Source organism: Chitinophaga sp. MM2321 (genome assembly GCF_964033635.1).
Lineage (GTDB): Bacteria > Bacteroidota > Bacteroidia > Chitinophagales > Chitinophagaceae > Chitinophaga.
Genome location: NZ_OZ035533.1, coordinates 3,374,124 through 3,390,837 on the forward strand (window position 1 = coordinate 3,374,124; position 16,714 = coordinate 3,390,837).

The following is a 16,714-nucleotide window of genomic DNA, read 5'->3' on the forward strand; positions in this document are numbered from 1 at the left end:
CCTGTATTAATAATTAACTAGTAATTCGGGTTTTGCTCCAGGCCACTTGTCAGCACTTCTGTAGACGGTATTGGCCACAGGTATTGACGGGTAGCATCAAATTTGCGAATCGCTATCTGCTTAATAAGTCCTGCATTATACATCGGTGCAAAATCGGCCACACCATCCGCATCTACCGGTGGTACCTGCGGGAAGAACCACAGTCCCGGTTTCACTACTTTTTCTTTCAGATCGGTGGGTTCGAGCATACCGTAATTCACTTTGTTCAACACTTTTTCCGCAAGGCGCCAGCGGATAATATCCATATAGCGGATACCTTCCAACGCAAACTCCATACGTCTTTCCGTGCGGAGCGTTTTTCTCAGCACACTTTGATCTGTGGCCGTAACGGCAGGGTAAGCAGCTGTATTCGTATAGTCCACACCGTAAGCGCGGGCCCTTACTTTATTAATAGCATCCCTCACCGTCTGATCTGCTTCATTCAGTTCAATTTTTGCTTCTGCGTACATGAGTACCACATCAGCAAAACGGATGATGATATTATCGGGTTCCACGGTCCAGGAGTTGAGGAGCCAGTCTTCGTTAATCCCTTTTTTAAACAACAGGCCGTTGAAAGAGGCATATTGTGCGATGGAGCGGGTATCTTTATTTTCTACATATTTCCCATCCGATATTTTCAATACCGTGAGTGAATCGGGATGCGGCTGGAACATATAACCCAGGTGTGGGGTCTGGAATTCCACGATGGTAGCGGCGCATCTCGGATCACGGTTCTCAAAAGGCTTACGCGGATTGAACATAGGAGATTCATCAATGGGTAGTCCGTCTTTGCAAAGGAAGGCGCAGAACAAATCCCATGAAGGGTCTTTGGCAGCCCAGCCACCGGCATTACGTCCTACATAGTTCTGACAATCACCCAGTACTACTTTTAATGCAATAGAGCGTGGTAATCCGAAAACTGTTTCTACAGAATTTTTTGTTTTAGAGAGAAACAGGTTCCCGAAATCAGGATGCAGTTTATAAATACCAAGGTCCATACAGGCTTTGGCGGCATCCCTTGCGGTTTTCCAGTCCCCCATTTGTATGGCAATGCGTGCCTTCATAGCAAAGGCCGCACCGGCGGTAGCGCGCTTCAATTCAGAAGCGCCGTAAACTGTTTTCAGGCCGGCGCCGGCAGCATCAAAATCTGCATATATTTTTTGCAACACTTCCTGTTTGTCCATCTGTTTCAGGTTCAACGCCTGGGCTATATCGAGGGTTGAATCCGTGTATACGATGTTGCCGTAGTGCGAAAGCAGGCGCGAATACTGACAGGCACGCACAAAGCGGGCTTCTGCAGCATAGCGGCTGATCTGGTCTGCGGTTAATACGGCTGCGGCCCTGTTTACGCTTTGCAGCACTGTATTAGTCCTTGAAATGGCTTTGTAGGTATTGTTCCACCATGTTTTTACGAAGTTCGTTTCCCCGTTGATAGTAGCACCCGTAATCTCTGTGGTGGCATCGCGGTACATCCAGTCGTCGGTCCATTCATCACTGTCTTTCATCCAGAAAGCGTCTTTATATAAACCGTTCAGTGACATTTCAATTTCTTCCGCACTGGAATTCCAGGTTTCGCTGGAGCCATCAGACAGCGGGTTCAGATCCAGGCTGCCGCAGGCCGTCATCGTAAAAAGGGAGATGCAGGCAATGATAATATGTTGCTTCATGATCATTCAGCTTTAAAATTTTACAGATGCACCAAATACAAAAGTGGTGGTGATTGGATACCCCAGGTAGTTCATTTCCGGATCCCATCCTTTGGGGAAGTGGTGCCTGGACCATACATCACTAACGGTGCTGTATATACGTATATCCTGTACCTTGACCTTTCCGGTAATATGCTTCGGCAGATTATATCCCAGGCTGATATTTTTCAGTCTGAAATAACTGCCGTTGATCAGCCAGTAGTCGGACATGGCATAATTATTACCGGCAGAAGTATTGGAATAACGTGGGAAGGTTGCCTTCATGTTCTGTTCATCCGTATTATACTTGCTCCAGGTATTACCATCCAGTATAGCAGGGAAAGTGCCATAGTTTTCACGTAACGGCTGAACGATATCCGGTGTTAACCGGGCATTTTGTTTTCCTACACCCTGCAAAACCACGCCCAGGTCCCAGTTTTTATACCCTACCTGTAAGCTACCGCCATACATATACCGGGGCAATGAACCACCCAGCAGTACACGGTCGTACTCCGGCGATATTTTGCCATCGGGTACGCCATCAGGACCGCTGACATCTTTAAACCGGACATCACCAGGCTTTACATTTGCATTCAGCTTAGCCGATTTATCTACTTCATCCTGGGTCTGATAAATACCATCGGATACGTAGCCATACCATTCGTTAAATTCACTGCCCTCTTTTTTTATCATGTCACCGAGAAATTCAGTTCCACCCAGATATCCCATCTTCGATTTAAAATCCGACAGGTTAACAGATACATTATACGTAAAATCATTCACGCGGTCGTTCCATCCCAACTGCAGATCCCAGCCGTGGGTATACATTTTCCCGGTATTCTGGAAAGGATTATCAAACCCGATAAACTTAGGAATCTCTAATTCCAGCAGGATATCTCTTGTCGTTTTTTTGTAGTAGTCACCGGTAAAACGAAGTCGGTTATCCAGGAAATTAATATCTGCACCTATATCATAGGATTGGGTTGTTTCCCAGGAGATGTCGCGGATCGCATATTGGAACTGTGCAGCGGATTGCGCTGACAATACATTGTTGCCCTGGTAAAACAAGGAATTGTTTTCAAAAGAAAGAATAGACTGGTAAGGATAGTTTCCTTTGATCCTTTCATTACCCAGCGAACCCCAGGAAGCCCTTAATTTCAGGAAAGATAACCAGGAAGCCGTTTTTTTCAGAAACGCTTCTTCAGACACTACCCAACCGGCAGAGAAAGAAGGGAAAGAACCCCACCGGTAGCCTGGTGCGAAACGGGAAGATGCATCATAGCGTATATTTCCCTGCAACAGGTACTTATCTTTATAGTTATACATCACACGGCCAAACCAGGAGCGGTAAGCATTTTCATATGCTTTACCACTGTTGTCACGGTATTCCAGCGGCCCCAGGTTCAGATAAGGATATTTGTTGAGAATATATTGACTGCGCGCAGCCGTAAGCTCTTCATCAAACGCGTGGAAGTATTCGTAGCCTCCCATCAGGTTAATGTTGTGGTTTTTAAACTGTTTGGTATAATTAGCGATGAACTGCGTGGTATACCTGTAGTTATCATTCCTTACCTCATTCAACCGCGTGGCAAATGCACCTTCAATATAGCCGGATACAGAATTGGGATTATTAAAAGAAGTGTAAGGAATCTTTTTATTGAACCATTTCCCTTTATCGAAATTCATGGATGGAGAGATGATACCCGAAATTTTCAACCCTTCGATGGGTGTAAAATCCAGTCCTATCTTTCCGCCTATCTGGTTGTACCAATCATTACTAAATCCGCCGTTTTTCATCAGTGCATAAACATTGGCGCCGTCCTTTCCTGCGCCTATACGGCCATCAGACCACATAGCAGCATACACGGGCGGAATAATGCCCATCTTATACATGGGGTCATAGGTTTTGTTATTCGGATCATGATCGGTATACGGCTGTTTGACTGTCGATCTTTTAAAATTCAGGTCTACACTGGCAGAGAGATATTTGGTAATCGTAATATCATTGTTGACTCTTGCAGTCAGGCGCTCGTAGGTGCGGCCATCATACAGGGCATCTGTTTTATCATAACCCAGTGACACCCTGGAGCGGATAGCCTTTCCGGCGCCGGAGATGCTGAGCATATGACTCTGGCGGGGAGCAGTGTTATTCAGGATCAGTCCTCTCCAATCGGTATCTGGATATTGATCCGGATTGTCGGCATTTAATTGGCGATAGTTATCTACCACATCTTTGGTGTACGTCGGGTATTCGTTGGCGTTATTGCCATTATCATTCCATCTTAATTCATTGGTCAACTGCATGAAGCGCACCACATCTACGTAATCCGGTAATTTGGTAGGCTTTTCCAGTCCGTACTCGAAAGTGTAGTCAAGATTCAGTTGTCCGTTCTTTGCGCGTTTGGTGGTTACCAGGATAACGCCGGCTGCGGCCCTGGACCCATAGATGGAAGCGGAGGCAGCATCCTTCAGAACGGAGATATTATCGATATCATTGGGATTGATCGCGTTGATGTCATCCACCGGCACACCATCCAGGATGATTAATGGATTGGCGCCTGCATCTGTAATAGTAGTGATACCACGAACACGGATCTGTGCTGTGGCGCCGGGTGCGTTATTATTGCGGGTAACCATTACACCGGGCATAGCTCCCTGAAGTGCCTGGGATACCTGGGTTGTTTTACGCGTGGCAATAGCATCTCCTTTGATAGATGATACCGCACCGGTGAGGTCACTTTTCCTGACAGTACCGTAACCAATCACCACCAGTTCATCGAGTGCCTGGTTCGCAGCTCTGCGCAATTTCACCTCGATCCGGTTCTGACCATTGATAATCACTTCTTCTTTCTCGAAGCCGATGTAAGAAAAGATGATCGTGGTTCCCTGGTTTACACTCAGTTTAAACTCACCGGCTTCGTTGGTGATGGCGGCTGTTCTGGTATCCTTCACCAGTACTGTAACACCCGGCAATGGTACGCCTTCAGCATCCGTTACCCGTCCGGTGACAGCTACCGGTGGCGGTAGTGGCTTTTCCAGGCCGAAGAAAGAAAACACGGGCTGTTTCTTAATAGAGATCGTTTTCTCTACGATAATAAAACTAAGCCCCTGCCCTCTCAGGGTAGCTGACAGTAGTTCTTCTACCCCTACATCCTTCAATGATACAGTTACAGGATGTGTTTTTTTAAGGAGGGCATTGTCATAAAACACGACATAACCGGTTTGTTTTTTAATGGCAGAGAAAATAGTTTTCAGCTGCGCATCCTTACCGGAAAAACTAACTGTTTGTGATAACCCCGTAGCATGGACATTGAGCAGTGCTACAGTCAGCAGTAGGAACGTTAACTTCATAGCTAACAGCATTTTGGTTGAGCATAGCCGGCACTCCTTAATGACCATTATTATTGTCCGGAAAGATACGGACCATGGCACAGGAATCGCTTTCCGGCTGGAAAGAGCGTTAAAATTAATTTGCATACATTTGCATTGTTTGGTTGAGTAAATAGGCAGTCTTCGCCGACTTGTTTTATTTTATATCGTCCAAATACCGCCAGAGATGTTCCTAGCATTTCTGGCTTTTTTGGGCAATAGCTTTCCTACGCAGATAATTACTGCGTTTCATACGTGGTATAATTTGTTTTACAGTTTTATTATTTCAATACAGTAATATTTCTTCCCTCAATCCGGAATCTTACATCATTTTCTTCCAGGATACGTAATACTTTTGATAGTGGTAAAGATCGCTGTATCCCGCCACCGAAACTTCTTTTCGGAATATCTCCTTCATAGATCACCTGTACATCGTACCATTTTTCCAGTTTCCCCATCACCTCCTGCATGTCTGCATCTGTAAACTGGAAGTAGCCATTTTTCCAGGCCACGATTTCGTCGGTGTCTACGTTGTCAATTACGGCTAATGTACCTGTAGCGGTTAATTGCGCCTGCTGGCCGGGGCGTAACATACTGGATGTTTTACCGTCGGACACTTTTACGGCGCCTTCCAGCAGCGTAGTACGGATAGCTGCTTCTCCCGTATAGGCGTTTACGTTAAAGCTTGTGCCGAGTACCGCGATATCTACTCCACCGGCATTTACCCTGAAAGGCATATTTTCATTTCCGGTTACTTCAAAATAAGCTTCTCCGGTGATGGTTACACTCCTTTCTTTCCCGGTAAAGGAAGCAGGATAAGTAATGGATGATGCAGCATTGAGCCATACAGCAGTGCCATCCGGCAGGATAAGCCGGTAGGTTCCTCCCCGTGGCGTATGAATAGTATTGTGTAATACTTTCTCACTGGCAGGTCCTTCTGCATCATAGGCCAGCTGGCCATTTGCCAGCTTCATCACTTTAGTATTGCCTTGTTGGGTAAGCAGTCCGTTGGCGGCGCTATCCAGCGCAATGGTAGTACCATCCGCTAATGTAAGCGTAGCCCTGTCGCCACCCGGCGGCACCTCATTTTTGTACCGCTCCCTGATACTGCTTTCAGCCACCTGATGTTGTGACTTCGTTATAAAAAGAAACCAGCTGCTGACACCCAGCAATACAATGCTGGCCGCCGCCAGCCACCATTTATAAGGCAGGTACCTCACCCGTTTCTCCCACGGATGATCCGCGGATTCCTCCTGCTCATCCGCTGCAGCAAATACGGAGGCCATGATGCGGTCTGATACTTCAGCGGGCATGAGGATAGCAGGAACATGCTTTTCCCAGGCTTCACCAAATGCTTCCTTCAGTACCTCATCATCCGGCGTCTCACTGATCCATCCCGCCAGTTCTTTTCGTTCTCCGGTGGTACAGGTATTATTAAAATATTGTGTTATCAGATACTTTATTCTTTCAGGCGGCATAATTATTATTTATGTTTGACGGAGATAACATAGGCGTACTGTCAGGTACGTATGATATTTACCCCTACCTGTATAATAGACAACCGGCAGGAAATAGATACCTAGTCAAAAAGCATATTTTTTCAAATTATTTCTGGAAGGAGGTAATAATGGCTAAAATGCAGCAGGCGCCGGTAGTTGTATGAAGATGACGGCTCAGGTGTTTACGGATAGTCCGGAGGGCTTCTATCATATGATTGTTTACCGTAGAGGGAGAAATATTGAGGTGCCGGGCAATTTCATCGTGTTTAAGCCCATGCTCCCGGCTCAGGGTATATACCAGCTTTTGTTTAGGAGAAAGCTTCTCCAGTGCCGTTTCCAGCTGTTCACGGACTTCGCGGGCCGACAGATTATCTTCCGCAGCTGCATCAACGGATGCTGGTACTTTCAGTTCAGCCAGGATCAGTGTTTCCTTTGCCATCCGCCTGAATGCATTGATTACCCGGTTCTGGGCCATCCTGTAGATATACCCGCCAAACTGCTCAATGTTCACCAGGTTCTCACGGTCCTTCCACAATTTCAGGAAAACATCCTGTATAATGTCTTCCGTCATCTCCGAAGATCCGGTTGAACGCAACAGGAAACTATAAAGTTTATGTTTATAGATACAGAAAAGCCGGGTAAATGACGCTTCACTGCCTTTCGCTGACTGTTGCAGCAACTCTTTTTCAAAGTTTACATCTTCCATGGACACTAAAAGTGGAATGCAATAACATAACGTAGCTCTCTAAAAGTAGAGAATCAATTTTGAATTTAGTAGTTTTTTTTAATTTTCCCCATAGAGATGTTTTACATTTGAAAAGACAGGTATCTTTATACTCCCATAAACAACCAAATATATTTTAACCATTTATGGCAAATGAATAGTATCTTTTTCCAGCAATAACATCGAAAAACCGCTGTAATAACAGTTGTATATGTCACCAGATAAACATAAACGCTCCCTTTTAGAATGGCCGGTTATCATACTGGCTACCATCGCCGTTCTTGCCGCCATCGCATATACAGGATTTTATATCGGAAAACAGCACGAACAGGCTGCATGGCATGCAGAAAAACAGCAGTTACAACAAGCATTTGCCGCACAACGGCAGGAAGAGATCAATAAATTGCAGGAAGCTTCTGCGGCTGCACATTATGATTCGACAGATCAACCGCCGGTTAATACAAAGAGCCTGTCTAATGACTCCTTAGTGACTGTACTGAATAAAACACTACACGAAAAAAAATCCCTGCAAAGCAGTGTTGAAAACCTGAAAGAAGAACTGGCCAAACTAAATAATACCTCCGGCAACTACCGGGAATTTCTCGATACCGCTATCATTTACAAAAAAATTGTTGAACTGATCCAACGCGACTATAAGATCTTTTACAAAGTGGAAAAAAGCGGTGACTCCTACCGCTTCAGTAAAAACACCTCCGCTGTCGATTCCGCCCTTGCATTATTCCCCTATTATAAAGACAGGGTAAGAATGGACCCGGTGAAAAATGCATGGATCATTACCACGGAAAAAAAATAGCACTATTAAACAGGGCGGATAGATAAAGCATGATGGAAGATATTATGCGGGTCCCAACGACGCTTGATTTGTTGTAGCCGACCATAATTCTCTTTGTAATAGAGCGTATGCCATGGAACACCGGAAGTATTCCAGGCGGGATCAGCCAGGTCTGTATCAGGGTGGTTGATCATGGCGCCATCGCATTGTTCCCCGGGCACGGGTACGCCGCCGGTATCCGCGTACAGGTCGCGGTAAAAAGCACGGACCCAGGCCAGCATGCAGGATTCCACCTGCGGGTCCATCCAGCCAACCGTACAGGAGGTAGAGAGCACCGCGTCCCGTTGTGCGGCAGCTGTTGCGTCCTGCGCTACCGTATTCACCATTCCTCCATAGGTTACAAGCCCCAGGCTTCCACCAACAACATCGTGGTCGGTCCTTGTCAGGTAATCATAGGCAACGGCCATCTGATGATCTGTAAAAGGCTTGCGCAGGAAAGCATCTTTAAATTTGAAACGGGCATCTACACCAGGATTGAAAAATTCCGGGAAAGGATTTGTTGCAAAGGCAAGCCAGGAGCACTTCTCCAGGGTGTGCGTGCAAGGCGCCCCAACGTTATCATTCACGGCCGCCAGGTGTGCTTCGAAATGTTGCGTTGCTGCGGCGCCGGCAGTAGACAATCCAAATAGCTCCACTTTACCATACTGCTGCCGCCAGAAAGAAAACATGCTGTGTAAACCGGTGTAAGGAGAATCCGCATCACTATTGCGCTCACACCATATTCCGAAGTTGCGCATCAGGGTAGTGAAGGCGCGCTGGTCAATATCCACCCAGTTCCATGCTACCCTGAAAACCAGTACTGACTCCGGCGCTGCGGGTAGCAACAAACGGGGGTCTGTACCCGGAGCGCCCGGCGTTCTGAGCCAATAACGGGTAACGATGCCAAAGTTTCCACCGCCGGCGCCGGTATGTCCCCACCACAGATCGTGATTCGGGTCAGCGGGATTCCTGGTGGCCACCACGCTCCGCGCAGTTCCGGTTTCAGCCACTACCACTATTTCCACGCCATACAGATAGTCTGCTGCCAGTCCGTATCCCCGGCATATAAAACCGAAGGCGCCACCAAGTATGTGGCCGCCGGCGCCGATATCAGGACTTTCACCAGCGGGGATGGTTACGCCCCAGCCCAGGAATAATTTGCGGTATACTTCGCCCATAGTAGCGCCAGCCTCCACTGCAAAGGCATTCATCGTCGCATCATAATAAACTTCCGACATCAGCGAGGTATCAATCACCACGCGCACTTCCGGATTGGAGACAAAACCTTCCAGGCAGTGCCCGCCGCTACGTACTACCACCCGCAATTTTTCATTGACGGCTTCCTGTACCGCATCCACAACTTCCGCAACACTACCTACCAACCGGATGTATGCCGGCCTGCCAGCAAATCGTTTGTTGAATCCCCTGCCGGCCAGGTCGTTATAGCGCGGATCAGCGGGCGTAATTTTGCCTGTAGTAACCCGTGTATGGTGTGATGAATGTTGCGTTTTCATATAGCTGTTATTAGCATAGATAATATGGCTATAAATGTAGGCCCTTTCATAAATTGGGAAGGGGGTGAATACGACAACATCGGGGGTGGTTCAGGACACCCGGTAACTGCTACCGCGGCCTGGCATATTTTATAAAGATCCGGTCAAGGAATGTTCTTGACAATTTATTCTTATCAATCAGTACATGATTGGAGAGTCTGTATCCTAAAGCATTATTTTCAAAAAGATCTTCATTTGCACCGGATGAAAACTCCTTCAGGCTCCAGTTATCAGGTATTCTTATATCATTGGTAATAGCCAGGCTGATACCGGGTTTCCCGCTTGTATGCGTCTCCTTTTTTATATCATACAGCCATAGATACTGCTCTGCCTGAACATTAGCCGCGATTTTATGCTGGCCGTTCTTGATACACCATACGATAATGTTATCGTCATTGAGCCGGAGTGTGACAGCATCTGCCGGTGAAATCCTTTCCTTATCCGGCAACATCACTTTTTGCTGTGTACCATCTTCCCGCAGAAAAACAATCACGGGCTGATTCAGCTGCGGATCAATGCCAGCATAGATCCGCTTATCCTTTGAAATCTGTAAATTATTCAGCATCGCGCTATCGAGATAAACCGTCACCTTCCGGCTATCCATATCAAACAAGGCAATTTTGTCGGGTACCTTTTTTGATTTAATCACACAAAAAGAATTAATGTAATTACGGATACTGCCAATAGAATCATTGGCCCCACCCATTGAATACAATGTGTTTGTTTCTGGATTGAACACCAATGACTCTTTATTATCGAACGTTAATACCAGTAAGTTGCCCCGTATTAAAGGAACCGATTTACCAATCTTGCAGGGTGCATGAAATCTCGCACTATCATTATTGCTACTGTAGATAATGAAATCATTGTTCACCGTATCTACCAGAATAAATTTATTGATCTTTCCGAAGAAATAAGTTTTAAAACCGGTGTATATTTTATTAATCAGCCTTTTCTTATCTACATCAAATGTTAGTACAAAGTAAGGGTCCGTATCATTCTTTGCATTGGATATATAAACGATCTTCCCTGTATTATCATAAAAGAAAGATACTTTCTGTGCCATTTCAGCAGGTGTAAGACTTTGTTTTCTATTCCGCAGTGAATAGGTATGTATAAACCGCTCACTGGTATACAATATTTCATCATTCTTTTCTGAAATACTGATCTGTGGAACATTTAATCCGGAATCTTCCAACACCAGCTCCCCCTTGTACCAGACACTCACATTATAAAACGGCTTGTGGCTGCTAAACTCCGCTAACAGTGTATCTCCTATAATTTGTCTGATACTCTTCTGTATTATATTGGGCGAGATTCCCCTCGGTGGACTCATCATTGCCATCATATTGCCATCCTGATAAGTGGTGGTATCAATATTATATAAATAAATGCGGTTATTGATGAGAGAATCGACTGTTTTCATGATATCTTCTGGCACCATCATCGCCGGTAAAGCCCGTGCTTTATAAACACTTTCATAGGCGGCCTGGAAATGATTGTCCTTATACTGATAAATCGACTCCTGCAGCAATTTATCTATACTTGTTTTTTGCGACCGGTTCCAGAATACCCCGGCTAAAACCAATGCCGACACCAGCAGTACCACCATCATCCTGGAAATAGTGAGTCTTCTCCTGATATTTTTTGCGGTGGCAGCTTCTTTTATTTTTTTCTTCTCAATCTTGTCTATACAATCCGTAATATAATTTTCAAGGCGTACCTTGTCGCTATCTTTTATTGCCAGCTTATAGCGATACGGCTCAATCATACTCAATTGTCTTTCATTCAGGTCGCCGCCATTCTTTTCAGTTACGTATACCAGCTGCGTAATGTCTACCCTTCTTTTATCTTCTGCTGTTCTGTAATTATTTATTTTAGCGGCCAGCGTATCATGTTTTATCTCATAAGATCCGCCTACCTTGCCGATGATCTGTTTTCCCTCCAGTGCTTCCAGGATTTGCTGAATAATTTCTTTGCTTGTCATGAGAGGATCTTTTGGATTTCATCAATACTTTTTTGCTGCTTGGTCCCCTCATAGCTGACCAATGAATTGAGCACCTGCCAGATAAGATCATCGGTTATTTCCGGGTTGGTAGTATTCAATTCGCTTTCCACCTCTTTTACCGCCTGGTGAACATAATCGCTCAATACATCATTAATAGTACCTATTTCAGGAAGATCGTCTTTACCCAGTTCCAGCAACCCTTCCGGGGGCAACTCCGCTATTTTGTCTGCATTCTTTTTCACCACTTCATACAGGTATACCTGGAGACTGGGCAAATCAATATTATCCACCTGTAAAGAAGAGAGGTCTGTCCGGAATTTATCTTCATGCCGCTTTATAGAGATGTGGCTGATGATCAGGTCGGTTACTTCATCCGTCACCCGGATCTTTTCCTGCGCGGCTATTTCCCGGATGGTGGTTACTACTTTTTTTCTCGACATTCTTTCCAGCTTCATTCTTCCCTGGAATATTTCAGGAATCCTTTCTTCAAATTCATCCAGGTACACAAAATATTCCTGCCGGATCACGAGGATAATTTTGGCATAGGGCGCCTGATCCAGTACGCGCCTGATAAAGTCGATAAACTCCGTTCTCTCAGCACTGTCGCCATACAGGAACAGTTCTTCCAGCTGATCAAAGATCATGTATACGGGTTTGTAATATGCTGTATAGACATCGCCCAGCAAATCAAATAAACTCAGTTCAACGTCTGCTTCCGGGGCAAGTGTATTTCTGAAAGCTGTTGATATGCGCTGGTTATTACCCCTGCGGATAATAAAAGAGCGCCAGTCGTCGGGGTCAAACTCATTACACAAGCCACAGGAAATAAGGGATGTTTTGCCGGTGCCGGACAATCCATACAATAAGGTAAGCTGGTATTGTTTTACTTTTTTGTAGAGATATAAAATCTCCTCTTCCCGGCCATGGTAGCTGTCTTTATCTTCCTGATTGTATGGTTCAAGAAATTTAAGCATAACATCATTTTTGGATTATACCTGCCCCAAAAAACTCTTCCCATTCTTTTTTCTCAGGAAAAGAGGTAAGAGATGAATATTCTACAGTAGGTCCGTTACGTTCTTTAATAAGGGAGATCCGTTTATAATTAAATTGCCTTTCACCAAAATCGTTCACTATTTTCGACAGTACGCAAACATCCGGTAGCGAGGCCGTTTCATTATTGCTGTTACCATCAATCAGGAAAGGCCATAGCGTGATAAAATTGCGCTCTACAATTTCTTTGTCGAGCGGTTTTTTGGGAATCAGGATGATGGCGTTATGCAGCGAGCCAATGTTGGATTCCAGTAAATTCTCAGAGGAGTAAGAGCTGGGGTCCGGACCGTAAAGCTGGCTTACCTGGTGCTTATAGATGACAGTGCCCATAATGCTCTTTTTTATTTCCACAAACCGGACAGTCCATAAGTTATACTCTCTAAAAAAACGCATATCTGACAATAAATAGAACAACAGGTCCCTGAACCGGACGAAGCCTGCATGGTTTACTGACAGGTTGCTGGCGATCAGTTCTTCAATTTTATTGATCCTGTTGAGAAAGGTCATATTGCCTGCCAACTGCTTTGTAAATTCCCCTTGTCCTCTGATACAGGCATAGCGTACTATTTCAATAAACACGCTGTTATCCGCGCCCGGTTCCCGCCATCTGCCTAATATCTTCCGGTCTTCATCAGACAAAAAATGCGTCTGCTCATTTTCCTTATTAACAACGATGATTTTACCGTTTTCCCGGGTGGTGATATGGGTTTGATCATTTTCTTTTATGATGATAAAAGCCAGGAAACGGATAATCTGGTAATAATAGTTGAGCAGAAAATCAACATCTTTCAACAGTGTTTTTTTAACAAACATGTTCCGCAAAAAAACAGCGATGGTAATGGGAAAGCTGTTAAAAACCGTATCATGAAAATTCCGGCCGATAGTGCCGCCTGGCATAAAGATGCTGAAGATACGCCGCATCGCATCTTCAAAATAGCTTTCCACATCGAAATCAGGTTCCTGGTCCACATCATTCGTTGGCTGTGCTACGGGTTGTTTGTAATTATTCACTTCCAGGATAATACTGCCGGTATCGTTTTTCTCTAAACAGGTGGGTACCGGCTGTTCAGCCTTTTCCAGCTCATCCCTGGAAGCATCAAAGATATCCTTAAAAGATAACGCACCGTTTGCCTCTATTATGCCATTTGTGATCCATTTCAGGAAAGTGGTGGTAAATACCGAGCATTCCGCGTCTTCGGGGTATTTGGAGGTTTTGTTATACGCTGAAGAAGCAATGATGTAAAAGTCGCTCCTGGACTGGATATAATCAAAGGTATTTTCACTGAAACAGGCATCAATGATCATGACGACCTTTTTCTTAAAACGGGTTAACAGTTCGCACAGATCTTCCATGTCAATGGCAGTTCCTTTAAGATCAGCCAAACGTGTATGCTTAACCGTTAGGTAGTACTTTTTTTCCCTGAGATCATAATACCCGTGGCCAGCATAATAAAAAAGAACGAGGTCGGGAGAGCTGACCGGACTTCCATTATCCGGTGTGGTAAATATTTTTTCGAGAAAGTTCAGGATATCAGCCCTGAGGGCATTGGCATCTACTGCGCCATCAGTCTTTTTAAAGATCCTGGCATCCGGCACACCCAGTTTTGTTCCGGTGCCATCCACGTCGTACTTACGGGACCGGAGCATCTTATAAAAGCTGTTGGCGTTGTTTTCAGCACTATATAAGGGATGCAGGTTATCAGGGCCATCATAATCCTTTACCCCGATAAGTATTGCTGCCATCTTATCAGAAGATACCTGGTTGTTGGTACTCATAAAACATAGATTATAGGTTCACAACTATGCTGCGGAGTGGTATGCTTATTTTGAATCGTTATTTGCGGATGGGATAATGTTATTCAGTAAAAGCGAAAGGTCCTTGATGCTGTGTGCATTTTCCAGTGTGATGGTAATATCCTTTCCATCCGCGTCTTTGTAGGTAAGATTAAACTTTGCTTTCTTTGCGTCGATAACGCCGGCCCGGGAGCTGATCCACGTTTTCAACGTATCTAAAATCTTGTCAATGAAGTCACTCCCGAAAACTATTTTTACGGCGGCATCCAGTATACTCAGGCCAGCGTCATCCTTTGCCAGCTTTTTTTCGAGTTGCCTGCTGTCGGCTTCGGGGGCATATATCTCAATATTCTCCCGAAGCAATAACGCTTCTTCAACAGCCAGGTCCTGGTCCTCTGATTGAACGGAAATATTAAATTCCATGGGGTAGAAATTAAAGTAAAGAAATACGATGGGGCGTGGGGGTTCAACTAATTCCATATTAAAATTATAGAATAAAATGGAATTCCACCAAAAAAATTAGACCGGCAGGAATTTTATTGCGGAACCGCCAATATTCTATACCTTTATTATAGGTTAATGGTTAATTGATTGTTGCTTGTTCTCCTCTCCAAAATAAAGTAAATACCCCTATCATATTAACAACCTTAATATATGAAAAAAATACTAAAGCAATGTACCCCATTCCTGTTGCTTTTCACCTCCCTTTTCTTCCCTAAAAATTCCAAAGCAGCACCTGTCGATACAAAAAACGATATCACCGCCCGCATCAACAAAGTAAGAGACATGGTCAAAAAACAGGCGCCCGATATGCATACAAAAGAAATGAAAGGAGAAGACCTCTTTGGCGGTGGTGTAGATCCCTGGAACAATTGGGGCAACTGGGGCAATTGGGCTAACTGGAACAACTGGAATAACTGGGCCAAATGGGATAATTGGGCCAACTGGGGTAACTGGGGCAACTATTAATACAAGACTATAAATCAACCAACATATGAAAGGAGTTGACCTGGTTGTTATTCAACCCACTCCATTCTGCAATATTAACTGCTCATACTGTTATCTACCCCAAAGAAATAATACCAAAAGGATAAGTGAAACTGTAGTAAACAGGGTGGTAAGTTCCCTTATAGACAACCGCCTTATTCATGAGCAAATATCTGTAGTATGGCACGCAGGCGAGCCGCTGGTGCTTCCTCCCTCCTTCTATAGTCCTCTTTTTGATATATTCAGTTCCAGGCTGGCACCGCTGGGAATGGCAGTTTCGCATTGCATCCAAACAAACGGTACACTTATTACACAGGAGTGGTGCGACTTCATTCTGCGGCATAATATCAGGATCGGGGTTAGCATAGACGGGCCGGCCGACATCCATAATGCAAACCGGAAAACAAGGAGCGGCAAAGGTACTTTTGATGAAGTGATGAAAGGGATTGCATTACTGCAAGAGAACAAAATACCCTATCATGGTATTGCTGTTATCAGCAAGCATTCGCTGAAGTATGCGCGTCCTATTTTTGATTTCTTTTATGAAAACGGCTTCTATCAGCTGGGACTGAACATTGAAGAAATTGAAGGTATCAATAATAGTTCTACGCTACTGAATGAAGATCTGACACCCGATATTACCGCCTTTTACAAAACAATTTTCGACCTGTATTTAACAAGAGAAAGGCACATGCAGATAAGAGAATTTGACCACGCCTTCAATGCCATCCTCCGTAACCCTGAACAGCCGGACATTTCAAAGCTGGTTGCTGCTTCACATCAAAACACACCGCTATCTATATTGTCCATCGATTATGAAGGTAATTTCTCTTCTTTTTCTCCTGAATTAATCGGGCAACATGCGGAAGCATACAATGACTTCATTTTTGGCAACATCCTGGAAACCGGTTTTACTAACGGAAAAAGGAATGACCTGCTGGAAAAAGTGGCCGCCGAAATTAATAGTGGTATCCATCAATGTAAAGCCACCTGCGAATACTTTCATGTGTGCGGAGGCGGAGCGCCCTCCAACAAATTTTTCGAAAATGGCCGCTTCGATTCCACAGAAACGAAGTATTGTAAATACAATATCAAAGTGCCTGTCAGACTGGTACTGGGCTACCTGGAAGAAAAGCTGTTCATCAGCTGACAGGGCTATATCACCAATCAGGTA

The 16,714-nt window shown here is 44.7% G+C and carries 12 protein-coding genes; 3 read left to right on the forward strand and 9 right to left on the reverse strand.

Annotated features, from left to right (window positions below):
• Positions 1 to 17: 17 nt before the first annotated feature.
• From ABQ275_RS13130 to ABQ275_RS13145, 4 genes are all read right to left on the reverse strand, one after another.
• Positions 18 to 1,706, reverse strand: a complete 1,689-nt coding sequence (locus ABQ275_RS13130; protein WP_349318773.1) for a RagB/SusD family nutrient uptake outer membrane protein — start codon at positions 1,704 to 1,706, stop codon at positions 18 to 20.
• Between the two features lie 12 nt (positions 1,707 to 1,718).
• The gene (locus ABQ275_RS13135; protein ID WP_349318774.1) at positions 1,719 to 5,075 is read right to left on the reverse strand and encodes a TonB-dependent receptor; all 3,357 of its coding nucleotides are present in this window, start codon (positions 5,073 to 5,075) and stop codon (positions 1,719 to 1,721) included.
• 299 nt (positions 5,076 to 5,374) lie between these two features.
• Complete coding sequence (locus tag ABQ275_RS13140; protein ID WP_349318775.1) at positions 5,375 to 6,571, reverse strand: FecR domain-containing protein; 1,197 nt, start codon at positions 6,569 to 6,571, stop codon at positions 5,375 to 5,377.
• A 127-nt stretch (positions 6,572 to 6,698) separates the two neighbouring features.
• A complete protein-coding gene (locus ABQ275_RS13145; protein ID WP_349318776.1) occupies positions 6,699 to 7,298 on the reverse strand; it encodes an RNA polymerase sigma-70 factor in 600 nt (199 codons plus the stop codon).
• Positions 7,299 to 7,527: 229 nt separating this feature from the next.
• On the opposite strand from ABQ275_RS13145, the gene ABQ275_RS13150 reads away from it, so the two are divergent.
• Positions 7,528 to 8,130: a hypothetical protein gene (locus tag ABQ275_RS13150; RefSeq protein ID WP_349318777.1), complete on the forward strand. Its 603-nt coding sequence runs from the start codon at positions 7,528 to 7,530 to the stop codon at positions 8,128 to 8,130.
• A gap of 5 nt (positions 8,131 to 8,135) precedes the next feature.
• On the opposite strand, the gene ABQ275_RS13155 is transcribed toward ABQ275_RS13150, so the two are convergent.
• From ABQ275_RS13155 to ABQ275_RS13175, 5 genes are all read right to left on the reverse strand, one after another.
• The gene (locus ABQ275_RS13155) at positions 8,136 to 9,662 is read right to left on the reverse strand and encodes an FAD-binding oxidoreductase (RefSeq protein ID WP_349318778.1); all 1,527 of its coding nucleotides are present in this window, start codon (positions 9,660 to 9,662) and stop codon (positions 8,136 to 8,138) included.
• A gap of 109 nt (positions 9,663 to 9,771) precedes the next feature.
• On the reverse strand, positions 9,772 to 11,688 hold the full coding sequence (locus tag ABQ275_RS13160) for a hypothetical protein (protein ID WP_349318779.1): 1,917 nt from the start codon (positions 11,686 to 11,688) through the stop codon (positions 9,772 to 9,774).
• Positions 11,685 to 12,683, reverse strand: a complete 999-nt coding sequence (locus ABQ275_RS13165; protein WP_349318780.1) for a hypothetical protein — start codon at positions 12,681 to 12,683, stop codon at positions 11,685 to 11,687. Before ABQ275_RS13165 ends, ABQ275_RS13160 begins: the two co-directional genes overlap by 4 nt.
• A gap of 4 nt (positions 12,684 to 12,687) precedes the next feature.
• On the reverse strand, positions 12,688 to 14,535 hold the full coding sequence (locus tag ABQ275_RS13170; protein ID WP_349318781.1) for a caspase family protein: 1,848 nt from the start codon (positions 14,533 to 14,535) through the stop codon (positions 12,688 to 12,690).
• Positions 14,536 to 14,580: 45 nt separating this feature from the next.
• A complete protein-coding gene (locus ABQ275_RS13175; protein WP_349318782.1) occupies positions 14,581 to 14,976 on the reverse strand; it encodes a hypothetical protein in 396 nt (131 codons plus the stop codon).
• A 231-nt stretch (positions 14,977 to 15,207) separates the two neighbouring features.
• On the opposite strand from ABQ275_RS13175, the gene ABQ275_RS13180 reads away from it, so the two are divergent.
• Both ABQ275_RS13180 and grrM read left to right on the forward strand, forming a co-directional pair.
• Positions 15,208 to 15,522, forward strand: a complete 315-nt coding sequence (locus tag ABQ275_RS13180) for a hypothetical protein (RefSeq protein ID WP_349313599.1) — start codon at positions 15,208 to 15,210, stop codon at positions 15,520 to 15,522.
• Positions 15,523 to 15,547: 25 nt separating this feature from the next.
• The gene (grrM, locus tag ABQ275_RS13185) at positions 15,548 to 16,690 is read left to right on the forward strand and encodes a cyclophane-forming radical SAM/SPASM peptide maturase GrrM/OscB (RefSeq protein WP_349313600.1); all 1,143 of its coding nucleotides are present in this window, start codon (positions 15,548 to 15,550) and stop codon (positions 16,688 to 16,690) included.
• Positions 16,691 to 16,714: the final 24 nt, after the last annotated feature.

What these genes read in the sequence shown, in the direction of transcription:
- grrM (WP_349313600.1), top strand. Translation starts at nt 15,548, where the DNA reads ATGAAAGGAGTTGACCTGGTTGTTATTCAACCCACTCCATTCTGCAAT.
- ABQ275_RS13180 (WP_349313599.1), top strand. Translation starts at nt 15,208, where the DNA reads ATGAAAAAAATACTAAAGCAATGTACCCCATTCCTGTTGCTTTTCACC.
- ABQ275_RS13130 (WP_349318773.1), bottom strand. Translation starts at nt 1,706, where the DNA reads ATGAAGCAACATATTATCATTGCCTGCATCTCCCTTTTTACGATGACG.
- ABQ275_RS13155 (WP_349318778.1), bottom strand. Translation starts at nt 9,662, where the DNA reads ATGAAAACGCAACATTCATCACACCATACACGGGTTACTACAGGCAAA.
- ABQ275_RS13145 (WP_349318776.1), bottom strand. Translation starts at nt 7,298, where the DNA reads ATGGAAGATGTAAACTTTGAAAAAGAGTTGCTGCAACAGTCAGCGAAA.
- ABQ275_RS13150 (WP_349318777.1), top strand. Translation starts at nt 7,528, where the DNA reads ATGTCACCAGATAAACATAAACGCTCCCTTTTAGAATGGCCGGTTATC.
- ABQ275_RS13160 (WP_349318779.1), bottom strand. Translation starts at nt 11,688, where the DNA reads ATGACAAGCAAAGAAATTATTCAGCAAATCCTGGAAGCACTGGAGGGA.
- ABQ275_RS13165 (WP_349318780.1), bottom strand. Translation starts at nt 12,683, where the DNA reads ATGCTTAAATTTCTTGAACCATACAATCAGGAAGATAAAGACAGCTAC.
- ABQ275_RS13140 (WP_349318775.1), bottom strand. Translation starts at nt 6,571, where the DNA reads ATGCCGCCTGAAAGAATAAAGTATCTGATAACACAATATTTTAATAAT.
- ABQ275_RS13175 (WP_349318782.1), bottom strand. Translation starts at nt 14,976, where the DNA reads ATGGAATTTAATATTTCCGTTCAATCAGAGGACCAGGACCTGGCTGTT.
- ABQ275_RS13135 (WP_349318774.1), bottom strand. Translation starts at nt 5,075, where the DNA reads ATGAAGTTAACGTTCCTACTGCTGACTGTAGCACTGCTCAATGTCCAT.
- ABQ275_RS13170 (WP_349318781.1), bottom strand. Translation starts at nt 14,535, where the DNA reads ATGAGTACCAACAACCAGGTATCTTCTGATAAGATGGCAGCAATACTT.